18 protein-coding genes are annotated in these 14,961 nt (G+C 61.9%); 13 read left to right on the top strand and 5 right to left on the bottom strand.

Features of this window, described 5'->3' with window-relative positions:
- The first annotated feature begins 493 nt into the window (after positions 1–493).
- The 4 genes from AC0L2Y_RS02565 to AC0L2Y_RS02550 all read left to right on the top strand — a co-directional run bounded on the left by AC0L2Y_RS02565 (position 494) and on the right by AC0L2Y_RS02550 (position 4,198).
- The gene (locus tag AC0L2Y_RS02565; protein WP_473553573.1) at positions 494–811 is read left to right on the top strand and encodes a hypothetical protein; all 318 of its coding nucleotides are present in this window, start codon (positions 494–496) and stop codon (positions 809–811) included.
- On the top strand, positions 811–1,857 hold the full coding sequence (locus tag AC0L2Y_RS02560) for a DUF7146 domain-containing protein (protein WP_473553694.1): 1,047 nt from the start codon (positions 811–813) through the stop codon (positions 1,855–1,857). Before AC0L2Y_RS02565 ends, AC0L2Y_RS02560 begins: the two co-directional genes overlap by 1 nt.
- Before the next feature lie 310 nt (positions 1,858–2,167).
- Positions 2,168–3,103 (top strand): SLOG family protein, encoded by a 936-nt coding sequence (locus AC0L2Y_RS02555; RefSeq protein WP_473553571.1) that lies wholly within the window; start codon positions 2,168–2,170, stop codon positions 3,101–3,103.
- 765 nt (positions 3,104–3,868) lie between these two features.
- On the top strand, positions 3,869–4,198 hold the full coding sequence (locus tag AC0L2Y_RS02550; protein WP_473553569.1) for a DUF736 domain-containing protein: 330 nt from the start codon (positions 3,869–3,871) through the stop codon (positions 4,196–4,198).
- A 116-nt stretch (positions 4,199–4,314) separates the two neighbouring features.
- Here the strand turns inward: AC0L2Y_RS02550 and AC0L2Y_RS02545 are convergent, their stop codons facing one another.
- Entirely contained in the window at positions 4,315–4,542 is a 228-nt protein-coding gene (locus AC0L2Y_RS02545) for a helix-turn-helix domain-containing protein (protein WP_473553567.1), read from the bottom strand.
- Between the two features lie 78 nt (positions 4,543–4,620).
- Here AC0L2Y_RS02545 and AC0L2Y_RS02540 point away from each other — a divergent pair, with 78 nt between their 5' ends.
- The 9 genes from AC0L2Y_RS02540 to AC0L2Y_RS02500 all read left to right on the top strand — a co-directional run bounded on the left by AC0L2Y_RS02540 (position 4,621) and on the right by AC0L2Y_RS02500 (position 10,650).
- The gene (locus tag AC0L2Y_RS02540) at positions 4,621–4,899 is read left to right on the top strand and encodes a DNA -binding domain-containing protein (RefSeq protein WP_352716625.1); all 279 of its coding nucleotides are present in this window, start codon (positions 4,621–4,623) and stop codon (positions 4,897–4,899) included.
- A 125-nt stretch (positions 4,900–5,024) separates the two neighbouring features.
- Positions 5,025–5,249: a transcriptional regulator domain-containing protein gene (locus tag AC0L2Y_RS02535; protein WP_473553565.1), complete on the top strand. Its 225-nt coding sequence runs from the start codon at positions 5,025–5,027 to the stop codon at positions 5,247–5,249.
- A complete protein-coding gene (locus AC0L2Y_RS02530; RefSeq protein ID WP_473553563.1) occupies positions 5,206–5,832 on the top strand; it encodes a DUF2285 domain-containing protein in 627 nt (208 codons plus the stop codon). The genes AC0L2Y_RS02535 and AC0L2Y_RS02530 overlap by 44 nt, the downstream gene beginning before the upstream one ends.
- Positions 5,833–5,946: 114 nt before the next feature.
- Positions 5,947–6,237, top strand: a complete 291-nt coding sequence (locus AC0L2Y_RS02525) for a helix-turn-helix transcriptional regulator (protein WP_473553562.1) — start codon at positions 5,947–5,949, stop codon at positions 6,235–6,237.
- Between the two features lie 432 nt (positions 6,238–6,669).
- A complete protein-coding gene (locus AC0L2Y_RS02520; RefSeq protein ID WP_473553560.1) occupies positions 6,670–7,251 on the top strand; it encodes a S26 family signal peptidase in 582 nt (193 codons plus the stop codon).
- A 23-nt stretch (positions 7,252–7,274) separates the two neighbouring features.
- Positions 7,275–7,601 carry a DUF736 domain-containing protein gene (locus tag AC0L2Y_RS02515; RefSeq protein WP_473553558.1) on the top strand — a complete coding sequence of 109 codons (327 nt, stop codon included), beginning with the start codon at positions 7,275–7,277 and terminating at the stop codon, positions 7,599–7,601.
- A gap of 382 nt (positions 7,602–7,983) precedes the next feature.
- Entirely contained in the window at positions 7,984–8,667 is a 684-nt protein-coding gene (locus tag AC0L2Y_RS02510; protein ID WP_473553556.1) for a lytic transglycosylase domain-containing protein, read from the top strand.
- Entirely contained in the window at positions 8,664–8,921 is a 258-nt protein-coding gene (locus AC0L2Y_RS02505) for a hypothetical protein (RefSeq protein ID WP_473553554.1), read from the top strand. Before AC0L2Y_RS02510 ends, AC0L2Y_RS02505 begins: the two co-directional genes overlap by 4 nt.
- The gene (locus AC0L2Y_RS02500) at positions 8,911–10,650 is read left to right on the top strand and encodes a relaxase/mobilization nuclease domain-containing protein (RefSeq protein ID WP_473553552.1); all 1,740 of its coding nucleotides are present in this window, start codon (positions 8,911–8,913) and stop codon (positions 10,648–10,650) included. The genes AC0L2Y_RS02505 and AC0L2Y_RS02500 overlap by 11 nt, the downstream gene beginning before the upstream one ends.
- 123 nt (positions 10,651–10,773) lie before the next feature.
- Here the strand turns inward: AC0L2Y_RS02500 and AC0L2Y_RS02495 are convergent, their stop codons facing one another.
- The 4 genes from AC0L2Y_RS02495 to AC0L2Y_RS02480 all read right to left on the bottom strand — a co-directional run bounded on the left by AC0L2Y_RS02495 (position 10,774) and on the right by AC0L2Y_RS02480 (position 14,920).
- Positions 10,774–11,823: an L-idonate 5-dehydrogenase gene (locus AC0L2Y_RS02495; RefSeq protein ID WP_473553550.1), complete on the bottom strand. Its 1,050-nt coding sequence runs from the start codon at positions 11,821–11,823 to the stop codon at positions 10,774–10,776.
- Positions 11,820–13,226 carry a TRAP transporter large permease gene (locus tag AC0L2Y_RS02490; protein ID WP_352452150.1) on the bottom strand — a complete coding sequence of 469 codons (1,407 nt, stop codon included), beginning with the start codon at positions 13,224–13,226 and terminating at the stop codon, positions 11,820–11,822. The genes AC0L2Y_RS02495 and AC0L2Y_RS02490 overlap by 4 nt, the downstream gene beginning before the upstream one ends.
- 3 nt (positions 13,227–13,229) lie before the next feature.
- Positions 13,230–13,802, bottom strand: coding sequence for a TRAP transporter small permease (locus AC0L2Y_RS02485; protein ID WP_473553548.1), 573 nt, complete (start codon positions 13,800–13,802; stop codon positions 13,230–13,232).
- A gap of 143 nt (positions 13,803–13,945) precedes the next feature.
- Positions 13,946–14,920 carry a sialic acid TRAP transporter substrate-binding protein SiaP gene (locus tag AC0L2Y_RS02480; protein ID WP_473553546.1) on the bottom strand — a complete coding sequence of 325 codons (975 nt, stop codon included), beginning with the start codon at positions 14,918–14,920 and terminating at the stop codon, positions 13,946–13,948.
- Positions 14,921–14,961 lie beyond the last annotated feature (41 nt).

Below are 14,961 nucleotides of genomic sequence, written 5' to 3'. Positions count from 1 at the left end.
GCAGGGCCTATTGCGTCGCAATGCCCGCGCGCCCCGCGCCGCCTTCAAGCGAGCAGGGCAGCGGAGTATCTCCTTCGCTTCTTGGCTGGCAAGGTCATTGCTGGCGACGATTAGCGGCAGGCCGCCCGTGATGACCAACCAAGTCCAAATCGATTTCCCGTCGCAAAAGCGCACTGTTCGCTCTCGAACTCAGCCGCATACCCTCGATGTCGCAAGCCACAGCGCCGAAGGCGTGATGAAGAACGCAGATGCTTCCAATGGGGCGACCAGCCGCGCTCGTCGTTCATCGCGGCGCTGTGGTCCTTAATCGCTACTGCTGCACGTTTGTATGTTGCAGCCGCGTTTGTAAACAGGAACGCCGTCACTGAGTTGCTACCCCGCGACAACCTCGGTTGGCTGCCAAGTACAAGAGGACGAGGAGTGCCGGAATCTCCATGACGGGTTTGAAGGTCGAGAGAGAGGCTCTCGGCTGCCCGTCTCGGAGTACATTCCGATGGCGACTACCCTTCAGAAAATTACCCTTCTGTCCTCGCGAGACATTGCCTTCAAGAAGGTGGTGCTCTTCATGTCCCAGGTCCGCGTCAAGGCTGACATCTGGTTCGAGGACCTACCTGACCTCGTAGCTGAAGTGACGACCCGCTCGCACCTCATCGTGCGCAAGACCACCAGTGGTTGCATCGAGCGCCTTACCGTCCACATTCGCGCAGGGTCGGCCAGTCCCACTGAGCCGCAGGCGCTCGGACCCGCAATTCTGGGCAAGCTGCTGGAGCGCTATCCCGTGCAGGGCATCGACACGCGGGAGGATGCATGATGCCCCGACACGACGCGTCCGAACTGGCCCACCTCCTGGGTCGGCAGGCCGAAGCGGTTTGTCGCCACTATCTTTCGAACGGACATCGCGAGGGCCGCTACTGGTTTGTTGGCGATGTCCGAAATACGCCGGGCCGCTCGATGTTCGTGCGGCTCGTCGGCTCGCAGAGCGGAAAGGGCGCAGCCGGCAAGTGGACTGACGCGGCGACCGGGGAGCATGGCGATCTTCTCGATATCATCCGCGAGAGCCGCGGCTTGAGCGACTTCAGGGACGTTGCCCATGAGGCAATAGCGTTTCTCGGCTTACCGCATCCCGAGCCAGAGCAGACATCAATCCGGTCGAAGTTGCTGGCGGCGCCGGCGGAAATGTCGGAGAAAGCGCGCCGGCTGTTTGCGGTGTCGCGGCCGATTGGCGGCACGGTCGCAGAGACGTATCTGCGCAACCGCAGTATTACTGCTTTGCACGGGACCGAAAGCCTGCGTTTCCACCCCCGCTGCTATTATCGGTCCGACCAACACTCGCCAACTGAGACCTGGCCGGCGATGATCGCTTCCGTCACCGATCTCTGCGGTCGTTTGACCGGCGCACATCGCACCTGGATTGACCCTTCCGGCCGGGGCAAGGCACCAGTAGATACCCCGAGGCGCGCTATGGGCGACCTTCTCGGGCATGCGGTTCGCTTTGGTCCGCCCAACGAAGTCATGGCGGCCGGCGAGGGCATCGAGACGGTCCTGTCGCTTCGGTGTGTCTTGCCCGACATGCCCATGGCCGCAGCGCTCTCGGCCGCGCATCTTGCTGCCATCCTGTTCCCCGTCACCCTCAGACGGCTCTACATCGTCCATGACCCCGATCCAGCCGGTGACGGCGCGCGTGATGTCTTGATCGAAAGAGCAGATGCTGCCGGGATCGAGGCGATCGTGCTCTCGCCGGCATTTGGCGATTTCAACGAAGACCTCTGTAGGTTCGGCGTCGCTGATCTTAGAGCCCGCGCCCAGGTCCAACTCGCCCCGCAGGACATCGCCCGATTTGTGCCAGTGGCGGCGTAGCCCGGAACCGGTCGCTCCCCGCCATCGTGGCATTGCTAAGTGCTCCTGAGATCGGAGAGAAACCGCGCCTCCGGCCTTCAAGAGGGCGATCGGCCGGCAAACGACCCGGCCCCGCAATGTCTTCGGCCGACTATTTTCCGGCGCGCTCCCAAGGGAGCGCTTTCCATCGCGAAGCAAAATAGCCGGCCTGCGCCCTCCTCCGCTGATGCTCCGGCCCTCCGCTTCGCTGCAGGTGCAGGACCGTCCCGCCCGCCGGCTTTCGTCGCCATGAAGGCCGCGAGGGTCGCGGTCTAACCGACGGAGCATCCAAATGAGCGAGCATGACGACTACGAACCGGAGCATTCGTCCTCACCGATCGACTACGCCGTTACCGAACTCCAGCTCTATGGCTATCGGCCCTTCGCGGATGAGCCGGATCGCCGGCCGCTTCCGGAGGGCCACCGCGTCGCCGGCGCGATTGCAGACATCTTCGACGCGTTCGTCGCCACCCTGCAAGATACCCGCCTCGAGCCCGACCTCGACGACCTCCTTTGGTCGACCGTCAATGTCTTTCACCGCGCCGCAGATCGGATCGAGCGTGAACTTGACCATAACGAGCAGGCGCAGCGCCGCAGCCAGCGTGAGCAGGACGCCAGCGAAGTGAAATCGGTCGAGCTGGAACGCCTGACGGCCGAAGGACAGACTCTCATCGAACGCCAGAACGCCTTCGAACTGATGCGCGATCAGGCCGCCGAGCACTATGAGCGCCACACCGGATCGAGCTGGCGACCGCGCAGCGGATCAATGGTCAACCACCGCAACCTGACCTCTGCGGTGATCGACAGCCGCGATTTTCTCAGCGCCAAGAAACGCGCCTCTCAGGAAGTCCTTCTGCCACCAGGCCCGAAGATCGCCTTCACTGCCGGTCTCGACTTCAACGATCACCAGTTGATCTGGGCCAAGCTCGACCAGGTCCACGCCAGGCATCCCGATATGGTCTTGATGCACGGGAAATCGCCGAAAGGTGGCGAAAAGGTCGCCTCCTGCTGGGCCGACCATCGCAAGGTGCCCCAAATCGGCTTTGCCCCCGATTGGACAAAGCATGGGAAAGCCGCCCCGTTCAGGCGCAATGACGCAATGCTGGACGTGCTGCCGATCGGCGTCATCGTCTTTCCCGGGACTGGAATTCAGGACAATCTTGCCGACAAGGCAAAGAAGCTCGGCATACCAGTCCTCGACTTCCGCCCCAAAGGAGGCGGCGCATAGCGCCGCTCTCTTCCCTTTGTCCGTTGCACGATACGGCCACGGTCGGGCCGCGGGGCTTCTTCCAGTTCGCTGGATTGGATGGGTCCGGGATGCCGGATTTTTCCACTCCGCCGACGCCGTTTGTTGCGATAGTCAAATTGACGTGGATGCGAAGGTGCGCGACGCTATCACGCTTACCTTCCACGTTTTTCAGCTGCTTCGCAGCCGGCATCACCGGCGAGATAGTTACGTCCGTTCAACCGGACGGGACCTGGATCGGGGCGAACTCACCGAAGGACCGGGGCGGATCGGATGCTGTTTCTGACCAGCCAGTGCATCGTCTTCGATATCGGTGACGCGGGTTCGCGCGAGACACAGTTCGGGTCGGCCACGACGTGCCGTCCCGTTCCAAACATGGCGAATTTCCGGTGATGCACGTCAGCCTTGAGCTGATCCATGGCGTGCGTGTCTTAGGCGCGGTGCTAGCACCAGCTCGCGGTTGCCGTTGATGTCTCTATCTGGTCTGCCGCTCCAGACGGCCTCTTCAATGGCCTGATCTGGCCGAAGGTCGGCTTCGCCTCAATCGCCTAAGCCGCAATGGCGCCGATCGACTTTCTCCCCCTGCCGGCTTCGCCGTCATTCCTCGCGAAACAACAAAGTCGCTTGGCTGTCATCCTCCGCTGACGCTGCGGTCGCAAGCGATGCGGCGTCGATCGCCTCCGGCCCTCAGATCGCCATCGAGGCCGCACTGGTGCGGGCTCGAAACAGAGTTCAAGGAGAAAGCTCATGGCGACCATCGGAACCTTCAAAAAGACCGGCAACAACGAGTTCACAGGCGAAATCATCACTCTCTCGCTTCAGGCCAAAAACGTCCGCATCGTGCCCGAGGCAAACCGCTCCGGCGACACCGCACCCAGCCATCGCGTCTTCGTAGGGCAGGTCGAGATCGGCGCCGCATGGGCCAAGCGCTCCAGCGAGGGCCGCGAATATCTCGGCCTGAAGTTGGACGATCCAAGCTTCACCGCTCCAATCTACGCTAACCTCTTCGACGATGACGACGCAGAAAGCCAAAGCCTCATCTGGTCCCGGCCCAACGGCCGCCGTAACGGCGATTGACAGCCGCGAGCTCCCGCCCGCGACCGGGCGGGAGCTGGTTTTTGCTTGTGAACGCTGCAGTGGACTGCAGTTGCGGTTCACCGCAGCCATCAAAAATCGCCCGAGAATCGTTCGTATCATCTTTGAAGACTCGGTGCGGGACGTCTGAGCAGATCTGCGGCCTCGATGCCAAGGACGTTTGCCAACCTGTCGGCCACGTCTATCGTTGCGCCATAGACGCTGCGTTCCAATGCACTGACGTAGGTGCGATCAACGTCCGCACGGTGGGCAAGTTCTTCTTGCGAAAGCCCCGCCGCCTTTCGGTATCGCCTCAGATTGCGCGCAAATACCTCGCGTATTTCCATGTCCGCGAGTGCAATGCCTTGTCGAGTATCCAACCACGGAGTATTCTCGACAAATTGACTTCGACGATTGGAAATCACTTGCTCAAGCCACTGCTCGATCCTGACGTCGCCGACATTGCGCCGGACGCCCCGATCCTGACCGGCTATGATGAGGAGCGGCTACTTACCTACATTCGCCTGCTTGATGCGGCGGCGGAAGATGCCGACTGGCGAGAGGTGGCCAGGATCGTCCTGCACATTGACCCAGAACAGGAGCCGGAGCGGGCCTTCCGGTCTTGGGAAACCCATCTTGCACGCGCGCGATGGATGACGACCAGCGGCTACCGGTACCTTCTCGCAGGCGGCGCTCCCCATTGAGCGCCCAGTCACGCTTTGCTGAATCAGCGCAATGATTTGCCGACTCTCCAACTATTCATATTTCTCCTCGCCCTGAATGTTGATGCCGGGGCCTCAGATGCAGTGATGCGGAGAGGACAGGAACCGTGCAGGACGATTGGACCGAACCGGCGGCCTACGTTCACATGAGCAGCTACCAAGCTGAGGAGTTCGCCGCCGAGTATCTGATCCGGAACGACAAATTCATCGCCGAGTGCAGTCAGATCGCATCGCAGCTCTCAAGCTCCGGAGATCCTGTCGATCAGCGCGACTTCGCTGCCCGTTGGGGTGCGCGATTTCAAGACTGCCGGTGCCGGATTTCCGCAGGCTGAGAATATCATCTGGACAGAACAGGCCTCGCCGCGCGTGCTGCGGACCGCGCGGATGTCTGCCTCTTTCAGCCCCTCTCATCAGGGAATTCGGCCTTCCAGACTTATCGGAGCCAGCGTTTGGGAGCAGCAAGAAGGGCTCCACATTCTTTGGTCTGCTCCAACCGGGAACAGCCATCTGGTCTGCGAAGACGGCTCCGGCGAATTCGATGCTATCTTTCTGCCGCTCGACGCTGCATTTGAGACGCGGCTCGATGCGGCGCGCCGGCTCTGGCGGGCGCTGAACGGCCGAGCTGCCGGTCCATCCTACGGCTCGTTACCGCAACAGACCAGGATCAGGCACATCCTCAATTTGCGCGCGCATGATGGCCGCCACATGGGTGCAACCTATCGTCAGATCGCGGAGGTGCTGTTGTCGCGAGAGCCGATTGTACCGCGGGACTGGCGTGATCATCACCTCCGGCACAAGGTCCGGGCTATCTTGCGTCGTGCAGCTTTTTTAGTCGCTGGCGGCTATCGCGATCTTCTCTTCTACCCCCACAGTCGCAGCGGGAAGTCCGGCCGCCGAAGTCTCTCATCGGGGTAGCAACAACACGCCCCCCGATCTTTGCCCTCCCTGCCTTTCCCCCATTTCGAGCATGATCCGCTTTGCGCGTCCCGGCAGGCCAGGATGACAGCACAACCGAATGGAGATCGAGCAATGTCGAAGGGTCCCGCGGACGCGCCCCGAAAATACCTGCGCACAAAGGAGGCAGCACCCATTGTCGGACTGTGCGCCCGTACACTCGAAAAGCACCGGACCTATGGCACTGGGCCGAAATACCGAAAGATCGGTGGACGCGTCCTCTACGACATCGACGACTTGCATGCCTGGATAGAGCTCGGCGTACGCACCTCCACCAGTGATGCGAACGCGACCAATGTTCCGCCGGCAAAACCACATGCAGCCCGCGCGCCGGCTTATGTCGGCACGCGCGACCGCTGCTCCTGATCTCTGGCACAATGAAATGCAGTATCCCGAGACTATTCAGCAGCAGCTTGCGCTGCCTCACGCTTACCCATCTGGCTTCGCTCCACGCGGTACTCAGGATCATGTGGCGTGGCTGCTCGTCTTGTTGGTGAAATCTCGCTGCCTGACAGCGATCCACTCTCATGCGGACAGGGAATCGTTCTGCGTTGAGGCGGCGAATGTGCATGGCATGACGATTTGGAACGCTGACATCCCGGTCTGGGCCGCGCCGCAAACCATCCACGCCCATGCCAGGAGATTGCCGCCGCGCCTGATCGCGACGAAACGGCACCAAACGCCGGCCTTGATGTGGCCTGGCCAACGCGTCCACAGCTGGATGGCCGCATGCGAGCGCCCGAGTCTCCACAGACACAAGCGTCGTAACGTTTCCCTGTTGCGCCCCAGGATCGAGTCATGAGCAAGCGCATGAAGATCATCGCCGCGATGGTTGGCGGCTCGGTGCTCGCCGCGGCGCCGCCGTGGATTAGTCATCCGCCGCTGGCTATCTGGAACGCGTCCGCGAGCGTCCCCATCGGGCTCTATCGCACCCTGCCGGCCGACAAAATCCGTGTTGCCAGCATCGCCGTCATCGTGCCGCCAGAGCCATTGGCGGCCTTCATGGCAAGACGCGGATATCTGCCGAAAAACGTGCCGCTCCTGAAGCAGGTTTTGGCACTCGGGGGCGCGACAGTCTGCCGCGAAGGTACAGCGATCATCGTCAACGGCAGGACCTATGGGCATGCACGCGAGCGTGACAGCCGCGGTCGACCCCTGCCCAGTTGGCGGGGCTGCCGTGAGATCGCCGACGGCGAGGTCTTCCTCATGAACCCGGACGCTACTGGAAGTTTTGACAGCCGCTATTTCGGTCCGCTCCCGCTCTCATTGATTGTTGCTCGCGCGGTTCCCGTCTGGACCGCGGAACGCGCCACTCCGGCGCTGGATGTCACCAACGGCTTTTCCCGGCGAACCGTTACGTCTCGGCTCAACGCTCACTAAACCCTCATGAAAGGAGCACTGCTATGCCCCAGATCGGCACCTTCACACGCAATGATGACGGCTTCTTCGGCAATCTCTCAACGCTGACGATCGAGGCGAAGATTGCCATTCTGCCTGCTGAGAAATCCAAAACCGAAAACGCGCCCGACCACCTCGTCTATTGCGAGGGAATGGCGGTCGGCGCGGCGTGGGACCGCACCGGAGACAAGGCTGGGGACTATATCTCCATCTCAATTGACGACCCGTCCTTTACGCAGCCTATCCGCGCGAAGCTATTCCGGTCCGACGCCGAGAACCGCGTCTGGAGCCTGCACTGGAGCCGGTCACCGAAGCGCGAGGGGCGAGGCTGAACAGATGCTGTTTGAGCCCTTCGATGAATCTTGCTCGTCAACGCCTTTGACCGATCGGACGCCGGCCAAAGCCTTGGAGAGGATCGCCAGTCCGGCAGCAGCGCGCGACGACCATCAGAGGCGGCCGGACACTTGCTTGTCACTCCAGAGGCCGATTTCATCAGCGTTTTGGCAAAGCTGGTCGGGCCAGCGAGGCGTCGCGCTTAACGGAAGTGAACACCGTAGCGGGCTGGCAGCTCATCGGTTCCGGGGTCGGCGGGATGCCGTCCACAGCGGTGTGACAAGGATTGCCACATGCATCGTGCTCGCCTTCGCGACTCCGGAAGCTGTTGCAAACGCATGCTCTCATGGTGAACGGTCGGCTCACTCCGAGAGCACGATCTTGTCGGCTGGCCAGTGGTCGCGGCATATCCGGCAAGCGGCTAAACGGTTCGCCATTCCGGAGCGTTTGCTTACCGGCGTCATGCATGTCGAGAGCGTCGGCGATGTTCGAGCGCGTTCAAGAAAGGGCGCAATGGGGCTGATGCAGATAATGCCGGCGACCTGGGAAGAACTGCGCATCAAGCACCGACTCGGCCACGATCCCTATCAGCCGCGTGACAACATCCTTGCAGGCGCTGCGTATCTTCGCGAAATGCTCGACACCTTCGGGCGCCGCGGCTTTCTTGCCGCTTACAATGCCGGCCCTGGACGGTACAAGGAACATTTGTCCACCGGCCGTCCGCTGCCACGCGAGACGGTCGACTACGTCAGGAAACTCGCGCCGCTTATCAATGACTCAGTTCCCAGTCCGGGGTGTGCACAGCAAGGAAGAGACAGAGGCACCTCACGCAGTACCGCGCTTTTTGCGCATACCCATTACATTCGGAACGCCGCTGCATTGAATGGCAATGGCTATGCAGAGACCACCTTTGCGGCGATTCATTCGTCCACAATGCAGTCGCTAACGGGCAATTCTGTTGCTGACCTGACCGCGATCGAGCCATGGCCAGGTGAGAGCCGTTTCTGGCCGAACCCCGCTGTTCGAGGGCTATTCGCCCAGCGCGCTTCACCGGCCTTGCGATGATCGGCAGATTCCTCCTGGATTGCATTCCGGCCTGTTCCGTCGCCGAATTTGCGCTGGAAGGGCTGGCCGCAGATAAGGGGGCAGAGATTGGCAGGATAAAGGGCCGCGAGGTGCGGCTCGATCGGCCGTTTGTTTTCCTTGTGAGTTTCAACTCGATTCGCGATGTGCTGGCACAAACGGCGATGTGCGCTATTCCCTTTTTTCGGTCTTTCCATCGGAAACCGCACCTCGTGGCCGCCTGGCATGAAACGTGACGATAGCTTTCGCGTCCGCCCTGGTCGCATCCGCTCCCGCGCCGGCCAGCGCGCGCGACCCTTCATCTTCCAGGCGCTTGCGGCCACGCAGCGCGCTGGCGGTCACCTTACAAGCAAGGGCCGGATCACCTCCCCACGAGCTTCAACGTTTGGCCGCGGCAGGTCGGCGGCCATCCGCGCCAGTCACCTCGTCTCTGAGCGCTCACGAGGCGCCGTCGTCAAGACCCGTGTGGTGCGGCAGTTCAGGGGGTCTCCACCACTCGCCACCTATCTCAAGTACCTTCGGCGCGAAGGTGTTACACGTGATGGCGAGAAGGCGAGGATGTTCGGCCCCGACACCGAAGAGGCAGATGATGACGCCTTCTCCGACCGCTGCAAGGACGATCGGCATCACTTCCGTCTCATCGTTTCGCCCGACGATGCAATGGAACTCGGTGACCTCAAGAACTTCGCTCGTGAACTAATGGTAGACATGGAACGTGACCTCGGCACGAGGCTCGACTGGATTGCCGTCGATCACTGGAACACAGAACATCCCCACGTTCACATCCTCGTTCGCGGCATTGCCGACGATGGCGAGAATCTTGTCATCTCTCGCGACTATATCCGCCAGGGCATGCGCGATCGGGCGAGCGACATTCTCACCCAGACGCTGGGGCTCCGTACCGACCTCGACGTCCGCCAGGCCATCGAGCGGCAGGTCGACACTGAGCGCTGGACGCAGCTCGATCGCCAGCTTGTTCGCGACATCAACCGTCATGGCGTCATTGAAGTGGCACCACATCCTGATGGCCAGCCCGACGAATTCCTGGGGCTCAAGGTCGGCCGGCTCCGGCAGCTGGAACGCCTAGGCCTCGCTTATGAGATTCATCGGGGCCAATGGATAATGGCCGAAGAAGCCGAGCTGACTTTGCGCGCCCTCGGCGAACGCGGCGACATCATCAAGCGCGTGCACCGCAGCCTCACCGCGCGGGGGCTAGAAAGAGGGACAACCGGCTATGTGCTCGCGGCCGAAAAGATTGATGCGCCGGTGATCGGGCGACTGCTCGAACGCGGCCTCGACGAACTGCGCGGCTCGGCCTACGCCATCGTCGACGGCATCGACGGTCGCCCGCACCACATTCGCTTCTATGACCCTGACGCGGCCGGGGACTCGGACCCAGGATCGGTTGTGGAGTTGTGCCGCGATTCTGGTGCAACTGGCTCTGGCAGGGTCAGTCTCGAGGTCCGCTCTGATCTTTCGATCGAACAGCAGGTCCATGCTTCCGGCGCGACCTGGCTCGATCGGCAACTTGTTGCGCGCAAGCCAGCCGAACTCCGCGACGGCGGCTTTGGCGGGGAGGTAAGACAGGCACTGGAAGATCGGGTCGACGAGCTTGTCAGGCGCGATCTGGCCAGGCGCGAGGGACAGCGCGTTGTTCTAGCGCCCAATCTGATCGATACGCTACACGATCATGAGGTGGAATCGCTCGGTGCCCGCCTCGCCGCCGAGACCGGCCTGTCATTCAGAAACGCTGCCAACGGCGATCATGTGGCTGGGATTTACCGGCAGCGCTTCTCGCTGGCTTCCGGCCGGTTCGCTATGATCGACAATGGGCTGGACTTCAGGCTCGTGCCCTGGTCGCCATCGCTCGAACAGCGCTTTGGCAATCAGGTTTCCGGAGTCGTGTGTCCGGATACAGGAGGCGTGGATTGGAGCTTGGGAAAGAAGCGCGGCATCGGGTTGTGAGACGACACGCGCAGATTCTGTCTGATGCTGTTCTCAGGAAGCCAGCACCGGGCGTTTCACATCTGCATGTACCTCCCCAGCCGACGCCATGGCCTTTTTCAAAACAGGCCTGCAAATTCTCGATTAGTCCGCGGTCAGCACGACCTTGACGCTTTGTGAACGGTCGGCGGCAAGACGGAACGCATCGGGGGCCGAAGAAAGCGTCCGCTCCGCTGTCACCAGCTTCAGGACGTTGACCTCACCCGACACGATGAGATCAACTGCCTGGCCGAACTCTGTGCCGAAGCGGAAGGTGCCTCTGAGGTCGATCTCCTTGGCCATCACCGCATTGGCAGGCAGTGGGATCTGGCCACCGGGAAGGTTGCCGACCTGGACCACAGTGCCACCGCGCCGGACGCTGGCGATCGCAGCCGCAAGGCCGGCCGCGCTGCCTGAAATCTCGAACGCCACATCAAGCGAACCACCCGCCGCGAGCGCCCGGAGCTCGGCGTCGCCGCCGGAAATGTCGATCGTCCTGTCGGCGCCCAACCTGCGGGCGAAGGCAAGCGGAGCGGCGGCGATATCGACGACGGTCAGTTCAGCGCAGCCGGCAAGCCTGGCCGCGAGCATGGTCAAGAGACCGATGGGGCCGGCACCGAACAGGATGACGTTGCGGCCCCTGATGTCGCCGGCCCGCGCGACGGCGTGCAGGCTGACCGCCAGGGGTTCGGCAAGTGCCGCCGCCTGGTAGGCCACATCAGATGGAACCTTGAAGCATTGCGCGGGCGTGGCGTCGAACAGACTGGCGAAGCCGCCCTTCATGTGCGGTGTCTTCGATGCCGAGCCCATGAAGTAGATGTTTTCGCAGAGATTGGCGCGCCCCTCCAGGCATCGCGCGCAATGCCCGCACCAGCGCGACGGATTGACCGCGATATGGTCGCCGACGCCCAGGCCGGGTGCCGCGCCGTTGATCTCGACGATTTCGCCTGAGATTTCGTGGCCGAGGACAAGCGGCGAGGTCACCACGAAGTCGCCGGTACGGGCATGGCGGAAATAATGCAGGTCGGAGCCGCAGATGCCCCCTGCCCCGAAGCGCACCCGCACCATGCCTGGTGCCAGCGGTTCGAGCGGACGCTCCACGACGCGCAGGTCCTGCGCGCCGAACAGCGTCGCGGCAATCACCTGGCCACTCACCGGATCAAACCCATCTCTGTCGGCAGCCAGAGCGTGATGGCGGGTATGAAGGTGATCAGAAGCAGCGCCACGATAAGCGGCACCAGCCACGGCAGGATCGCCATGGTGGTGCGCTCGACAGAAAGCTTGGCGACGCGTGACAGCACGAACAGCACCATGCCGAGCGGCGGGTGCAAAAGGCCGATCATCAGGTTGAGCGTCATGATCAGCCCGAAATGCACCGGGTTGATGCCGTAGACGGCGGCGACCGGCAGCAGGATCGGCACCAGAATCGTGATCGCGGCGATCGTATCGAGGAAGCAGCCGACCACCAGCATCAGGATGTTGACCAGGATCAGGAAGACCCACTTGTTTTCGGTGAGCGCGAAAATGAAGTTCGAAAACAGCTGTGCCGCCTGGCTGACGGTGAGCAGCCAGGCGAAGATCGATGCGGCGGTAACGATGAAGAGCACCGAGGCGGTCGTCTCGATCGTGTCGAAGCTGGCCTTGGCAAGCAAACGCAGCGTCATCGTGCGGTAGCGCACCAGCCCGAGGAAAAGCGACCAGATCACAGCCGCCATCGCCGCTTCGGTTGGCGTGAACCAGCCCATTGTCATGCCGCCGATCAGGATGACCGGCGTCATCAGCGCCATGACCGCGGAGAAATCGAAATACCAGTCAGCTGCGATCAGCACCAGCAGCGCGATGCCGACCGCGATGTTGATCGACAGGCCAAGTTGCACAAGCACGTAACAGCCAATCGGAAAGGCAGCCACCACCAGCACCTCGCCCGCTGCTTCGGCGAGCCGCCGAAGCTCGAAAGGTGTGTCGGAGCCCCAGCCGCGACTGTAGGCAAAGATGGCGACCGTAATCATCATCAGCACGGTCATGACCACGCCGGGCAGGATGCCGGCCATGAACAGCGCGCCGATCGAGACATTGGCCATCATGCCGTAGATGACGAAGGGCAGCGAGGGCGGAAAGATCGGCCCGAGCGTGGCGGAAGCGGCGGTGACGCCGACCGCGGCGTCGATCGGATAGCCGTGGTCCTTCATCGCCTTGATCTCGATGGTGCCAATGCCGGCAGCGTCGGCGAGCGCGGTGCCCGACATCCCGGAAAAGATCACCGATCCGATGATGTTGACCTGCGCCAGGCCGCCCTTCATCCAGCCGACCAGGGCGAGGGCGAAGGAATAGATGCGCCCGGTGACGCCGGCGATGTTCATGAGGTTGCCGGCCAGGATGAAGAAGGGCACGGCGAGCAGCGGAAAGCTTTCCACACCGGCGATCATGCGCTGGGCTGCGATGATATCGGGCGCCACGCCGTAGATGACGAGGTAAAGGATCGAGGCGGCCGCCATCGAAACAGCGACCGGCACGCCGATGAGCATCAGGACAAGAAAGCCCCCTACCAGAAGCAGCATCGCTCAGACCCCCGCCGTCTCGAACGCACCGGGACGCTCGAGCACCGAATAGCCGCGCCGGTAATTGCCGATGAAGACCTGGATCGAGCGCAGAAGCATCAGCACGAAGCCGGCCAGTACGGCGTAGAAGAACCAGCGCCGCGGCAGGTTGACGGTGACCATGCGCTCATGCGCCACGATCATGACATAGCGCCACATCAGCCATGTTCCGTAGGCGAAGAATGCGATGCGGATAATATCGACGGCGAGCGCCAGCCAGCGGCCGACACGCTCCGGCAGATAGTGGTAAAGCACGTCGACGTGGATATGGCGCGACAGGCGCACGCACATGGCGGCGCCAAGAAAGACAACGACGACGAGCGCGTTGATGGCGATCTCCTCGGTCCAGGCAAAGCTGTTGTTCAGCGCATAGCGGGTGAAGAACTGCAGGAAGACACAGACGACCATGCCCCAGAACACGGCAAGCGTGACCCAGTCCTCGATACCGTGGTCCGACAGGTCGACGTGTACCGGCACCTCCTCGAATGCGTGCGCGATCTCTTCGACGGTGATCTCGGTGTGGTGTTCCTCGGCCATTGGCGCGGACTCCCAAAGCTAGTGGATCGTCAAGGATTGGAAAGGCCGTCCGGCGCAATTTGAAGCCGGACGGATGGGCAGGTTAAAGCGGCGAATCCGATCGCCGCCCTATCCTCTTGATTGAGCATCCGGTTTCCGATGCTCTACTTGATGGCGCGGATCGCTTCCCAATCGGCCTTGTTGTAGCCGAACTCCTCGAAGGTGACCTTTTCCAGCACATTCTTCTCGAAATCGGCACGGTCGACATCGGTTACGGTGATGCCGCGGTCCTTGAATACCTGCACCAGTTCCTTTTCGCGGGCGACGATCTTCGCCGTGGCGCGGGCGGCAGCCTCCTGCATCACCTCGGTAAAGATCTTCTTGTCCTCGTCGGACAGCGAGGCCCAGCGCGACGCCGATATGATGGTGTTGAGATGATCGACGATATGGCCAGTGAGCACGATGTTCTTCTGCACCTCGTAGAATTTCTTCGCCTCGATGGTGGTCAGCGGGTTCTCCTGGGCCTCGACCGTGCCGTTCTGCAGGGCCAGATAGACCTCGGCGAAGGCAATCGGCGCGGTGTTGGCGCCGCAGGCACGCGGCATGGCCAGATAGGCCGGCACGTCGGGAACGCGCATCTTCAAGCCCTGCATGTCGGAGCACTTGGCGATCGGCCGGTTCGAGGTGGTCTGCCGCGTCCCGTAATAGGTGGTGGCGGCGATATGATTGCCGGTCTTGTCCTCATAGCCCTTGGTCAGGGCCTTGTAGACGTCGCTTTTGGTGTATTTCAGCAGATGGTCGGCATCGCGGAAAGTGTATGGGAAATAGGTGACGCCGATCGGCGGATATTCGCGCGCCGCGAAGCTCGATCCGGAAATGATGATGTCGACGGTGCCGAGCATCAGGCCCTGGTTGATGTCTGCTTCCTTGCCAAGCTGCGAGGCCGGATAGACGTCGATGGCATAGCGGCCCTGGGTGCGCTTCTTGATCTCGTCGGCAGCCCACACGGACTCGGTGTGGAAGGGCTCCGTCGTCTCGTAGACATGTGCCCATTTCAGGACCGTTTCCGCCGAGGCCGACGCCATGGGTATGGCAATTGCGGCGATCGCACCGAGCAGAACTGCGTATTTTCTCAGCATCTAATTCCTCCCTGGTTGAACTTGACGGCCGGATCTCCCCC

It is taken from the genome of Mesorhizobium sp. WSM4830, assembly GCF_055811495.1.
The sequence above is the reverse complement of the archived record's forward strand: the minus strand, read 5'-3'. Positions and strand labels throughout refer to the sequence as shown.